This is a genomic window from Aquidulcibacter sp. (genome assembly GCF_044346625.1).
In the GTDB taxonomy this organism is placed as follows: domain Bacteria; phylum Pseudomonadota; class Alphaproteobacteria; order Caulobacterales; family Aquidulcibacteraceae; genus Aquidulcibacter.
The window spans coordinates 1-4,355 of the sequence record NZ_JBIIYV010000134.1 but is presented as its reverse complement, the minus strand read 5'-3'; the positions used below and the strand labels follow the sequence as shown (position 1 = coordinate 4,355).

Here is a 4,355-nt window from a genome sequence, read left to right as displayed (position 1 = left end):
GGCACCTCAGCTTCGATAGCTGCATCGACAGCCTCAATCGCTAGCGCGATCTTCTCCAAATCATCCGAGATCAGTGTCGGGAGCAACGCAGTGGTACCAAACTTCGCATGAGCTCTTGCGATGGTCGCAATGGTTTCCACGCTCGGCGCGTCATTAAACAAGGCGCCACCACCGCCATTGACTTGGATATCGACAAAGCCGGGCGCGAGGATGTCCCCATTCAGATCAACGCGATGATAGCCCGTCGGTATGGCCAAGTCGGGCCCAATCGCTTCAATCCTTCCGCCAGACACCAACAAGGTCTGACCGTCAATGAGGCTTTCGCCTAGAGCCAAACGGCCATTCTGGAAGGCGAAAAAAGTCATTGTGTTTCTGTGATTTTTTTAAGCCATGGCGGCGCATCGGGGTTTCGCCCACGGGCGCGTGCCAAGGCCTCCGCACATGCATAAAAAGAAGAAATCTGGCACAAAGGCGCGATGAGTGGATGAAGCCCCGCCTGCGTTGGTAAGTCAATGGCTCCGGGAAACGGGCCGCCAGAGGCAAAAACGCGGGCTTGGCGGGCTGAGAACTCTTCACTCAAGGCTGGGAAACTAGCTGCTGCTTCATCCATCGGCGCAATCATAATGACGGGGAAACCCGCTTCGACAATAGCCATGGGTCCATGGCGGACTTCGGCCGCTGAAAAGGCCTCGGCGTGGAGCGCGCTGGTTTCTTTCAATTTGAGGGCCATCTCGTGGGCAATCCCAAAAGTCAGACCTCGCCCTATCACAAACAGGCTTTTGGCATGCAATAAGGCATCACCTAGCTTGGACCAATCGCGCGCAAAGGCGTCGCTAATGTGGTCGCCAGCTTCTTCCAACGCCTTCAGAAGCGCAGTGTCCTCGCTCCACTCAGCCACCAAATGAACGATAGCAGACAAGGACGCGATGCAGGATTTGGTGGCAGCAACAGCCAGTTCAGGACCTGCGTGCAAGGGCACCACGACGTCAGCGGCTTGAGCGGCAGGGGAGTCTTTGTCATTCACCATCGCCACAACAAAAGCCCCCGCCTGTTTTGCGAAAGCCATGGACGTCAAGAGATCAGGGCTCTTGCCGGATTGCGAGATGACTAGAAACAAGGCTCCGTCCAAATTACGCAATGGCTTAGCAAAGATCGAAGAAGTTGATGGCGCATGCGAGGCGACCAGAACGCCAAGCCTTGTTTCAATCGCATATTTGGCAAAGCCAGCGGCGTGGTCGGAAGACCCCCGTGCGCAGGTCAGCACGAGCGGAGGCTTTTGCGCGCGCAGACGGGCACCCAAATCTCTCATCAGACCTTTATTCGCTTGAAACTGGCGGCGAACAGCTTGACCAGCATCGCGTGCCTCAGTCCACATCAAGGTGCTGGATGGATTCAAGCCGGTTCTCCTCATGTCGCCTTATGTGGCGTGACTCGCCAAGAGAGCCCAGCTATCTGTTAATTGAAGGTGATAAAGATTTTTGACTGAAGGAGCGGTAAGCATGGCCTATTGGCTGTTGAAAAGCGAGCCCGATAGTTTCTCTTGGGCGGACCAAGTGGCAAGTGGAGCCAAAGGGGAACCTTGGACCGGCGTGCGCAACCATCAGGCCAAGAATTTTCTGAAACAAATGGCCATCGGCGATTTGGCCTTTTTCTATCATACCGGCAATGAGAAACAGATTGTCGGTGTCGTGGAAGTGATCAAGACCGCCTATCCAGACCCAACGGACCTTGCGTGGTTTGCGGTTGATGTTGCCGCGCGCGACGCATTGAAGTGGCCTGTCTCGCTTGCGAGGATCAAGGCCGATCCGGCGTTAGCAGAGTTGGCCCTGGTGAAATCGCCTCGCCTCTCTGTGCAGCCTGTATCAGACGACCATTGGCACTATCTCTTGAGCAAAGGCTAATTGGATTTAACTTTGAAGATCCGTCCATAGGCCAAGAAGTTGAAAGTCGAGGCCACAATCGTGCCCGCTGCCATCGCCAGCAGCAAGGGCAACTTGACCCAAGTGGCACCGACAAAAACCAGATAATTGATCAATAGTCCGATCAAGCTTGCCGTTACATAGGCGGCCACTTCTTGGAGGCTTGGCCAGCCCGTTGCGGCAAAAGTTGCTTGCCGGTTGAGAACAAAGGTGAAAAGCACCACCACAATCAAAGACAGGGCCCGGCTGAGATAGACATCAAGGCCGAGGTGAACCAAAGCGAAGACCAGACCTGCATCCAAGACAAAAGCCAATCCGCCCACCACCACAAAGCGGAAGATGCGGGCCGAGTTTGAGGAAGCTGTAAAGAGGTCTGATAGCTTCACGCAGGAACTTTCTTACTATTTGGCCCATTTGGGGCCGAGGGATATAGGCGGACGGTATCAGCCACCCCCGTTCTTCATCGCAGATTCAGGCTTCTGTGTCAGATGGAATTCCCACATGCTGGGTTCTGTTCATAGCACGCAGCGCACTTTATGCAGTTCTGGTGCGACGTAACCTACGGTGTCTCAAGTCGATGTCTCTTGCTGAATCTTCAAATCCGACTGAACCGGCCCCTAAGACTTCACCAGTCAGGCTTTTATTTCGCCTCGTTCTTGTTGTCGCGATTCTGATTGCCGCCTATCAGATGCTTGGTCCCTATTGGACACGGGTTTCGTCGTGGAACTTGTCCGATAATGATGACGCCATGCGGGTGCTTCAGGTGCGAGACTGGCTGGCAGGGCAAGCCTGGTTTGACGTCTCCCAACATCGCTTTACCGAACATCCTGTTAGCAACATCCATTGGTCTCGCATCGCCGACCTACCCCTTGCTTTGACGACGCTGATTACCAGCCTGATGTTTGGCCAATCCATGGGTGAAAAGGCTGCGGCTTTTTTGACCCCAATGTGGTTGGGCTTGGTCTATGTGATCGCCGCGGTAAAGGCGTCGGTTGCCTTGGGCGGGAAAAAGGCATTCGTGCCCGCGATCTTCCTCATAACCTGTGCGCCCGCCGTTTTGCCCTATTTCCTGCCCGGGCGGGTTGATCATCATGGACTACAGCTCATTTTCCTTGCAGCAGCCTTGTGGGGATTGGTGGCCGGTGGTGCCCGGATGGCAGTCTTAAGCGGGATCGCGATCGCTCTGGGTATTGGCGTAGGTTTAGAAGCTCTACCGTTACAGATTGTGTTGATCGGTTGGGTCGCGCTGCGCTGGGCCCTGCGCGGGGCGGCAGTACAAGATGAAACGCGCTGGTTTGCTGCTAGTCTCGGCTTAGGCTTAGCCTTTTGCTTTGTTGGGACAGTGCCAGAAGCAAAATGGGCTGCCCCGGTCAATGATGCGATCGGTCGGGGCCATGCCGTTTTGGGCTTGGTTGGTGGCCTCCTATTGGCCTTAGCGACCCTTTTCCCGACCGCACGACTGGGTCCTAGAAGCGGCATTAGTTCGCGCCTTGTGCTTTTGGCGGTGATTGGTGGCATTGTACTGTCAGGCGTGCGCTACTTCCCCGAAGTCATCGTGCCGCCTTATGACCAGATTGACCCGCTGTTGAAGCGTCTCTGGCTAAATAATGTCACCGAAGCCGCACCGATGATGAAGGCGAAGTTGAGCGCGATCCTCGCACTGACTTTGTTTCCGGTCCTAGCCGGAATTGCCAGCATCATCGCGCTCCTTTGGGCGAAAGACAAAGAGCGGGACTTGTGGATCCTGGCTGCGTTGACAATTTTTGTTTCCGTCGCCTTGGCTGTTTTCTGGCAAGGAAGAGCGGCTGGTCTTGCGACCACGGTTTCTGGGATCATGGCAGCCGCTCTCATTGGCAAACTGATGGAGCAGGTCAACTTCAAGACAGCACTCATCGCGGCTCTCATTGTCAATCCAATTATCCCGGGCTTTGTTGGCTCAAAAGTCGCCGAATATTTTGAGCCCAAGATCAGCAAGTTTTCAACCGGCGGGGGCTCAGGCTGTTTTACCGAACGGGCCTTTAGCGGCCTTAAGGCACAGTCCCCTGGTCTGGTTGTGGCTCCCATTGATATGGGCTCGCGCATTTTGCTGACGACCCAGCACCGGGTTCTCGCTGTCCCCTATCACCGCAATAATAAGGGCAATTTAGCCTCATACCGCTTGTTCCTAGCAAAACCAGAGGTCGCCAGGACCATGGCGAAGGATCTTGGTGCATCTTATTTGGCGATTTGTACTAAATCGGCAGAGGTCGCCATTTTGTCGCGCGAGGCGCCTAAGGGCTTAATGGCTGAACTTAGGGATGGACGTGTTCCCGCTTGGCTAACCCCGATTGAAAAGCCGAAAGGCTCGAACGTGCAAGCTTTCAGGGTAAATCTTGACTAATCGGGAATCGGTGGTTGATCCCCCGTCATTAGGCAGGTGGGGTGTCACCCGCATTG

Annotated in this window: 4 protein-coding genes and 1 pseudogene; 2 read left to right on the top strand and 3 right to left on the bottom strand. The window is 54.8% G+C overall.

Translation table 11 applies throughout. The annotated features are described in order from the left end of the window. Both ACIQ20_RS15975 and ACIQ20_RS15970 read right to left on the bottom strand, forming a co-directional pair. Positions 1 to 365: pseudogene (locus tag ACIQ20_RS15975) on the bottom strand (N-acetylglucosamine-6-phosphate deacetylase); the annotation flags it as partial. Beyond that, positions 362 to 1,396, bottom strand: coding sequence for an SIS domain-containing protein (locus ACIQ20_RS15970; RefSeq protein ID WP_395782061.1), 1,035 nt, complete (start codon positions 1,394 to 1,396; stop codon positions 362 to 364). The gene ACIQ20_RS15970 and the pseudogene ACIQ20_RS15975, both read right to left, overlap by 4 nt. A gap of 103 nt (positions 1,397 to 1,499) precedes the next feature. Here ACIQ20_RS15970 and ACIQ20_RS15965 point away from each other — a divergent pair, with 103 nt between their 5' ends. Continuing rightward, entirely contained in the window at positions 1,500 to 1,901 is a 402-nt protein-coding gene (locus tag ACIQ20_RS15965) for an EVE domain-containing protein (RefSeq protein ID WP_395782059.1), read from the top strand. Here the strand turns inward: ACIQ20_RS15965 and ACIQ20_RS15960 are convergent. Then, positions 1,898 to 2,305, bottom strand: a complete 408-nt coding sequence (locus ACIQ20_RS15960; protein WP_395782057.1) for a GtrA family protein — start codon at positions 2,303 to 2,305, stop codon at positions 1,898 to 1,900. The genes ACIQ20_RS15965 and ACIQ20_RS15960 overlap by 4 nt on opposite strands. A 191-nt stretch (positions 2,306 to 2,496) precedes the next feature. Between ACIQ20_RS15960 and ACIQ20_RS15955 the strand changes: the two genes are divergently transcribed. Then, positions 2,497 to 4,299, top strand: a complete 1,803-nt coding sequence (locus ACIQ20_RS15955) for a hypothetical protein (RefSeq protein WP_395782055.1) — start codon at positions 2,497 to 2,499, stop codon at positions 4,297 to 4,299. Positions 4,300 to 4,355 lie beyond the last annotated feature (56 nt).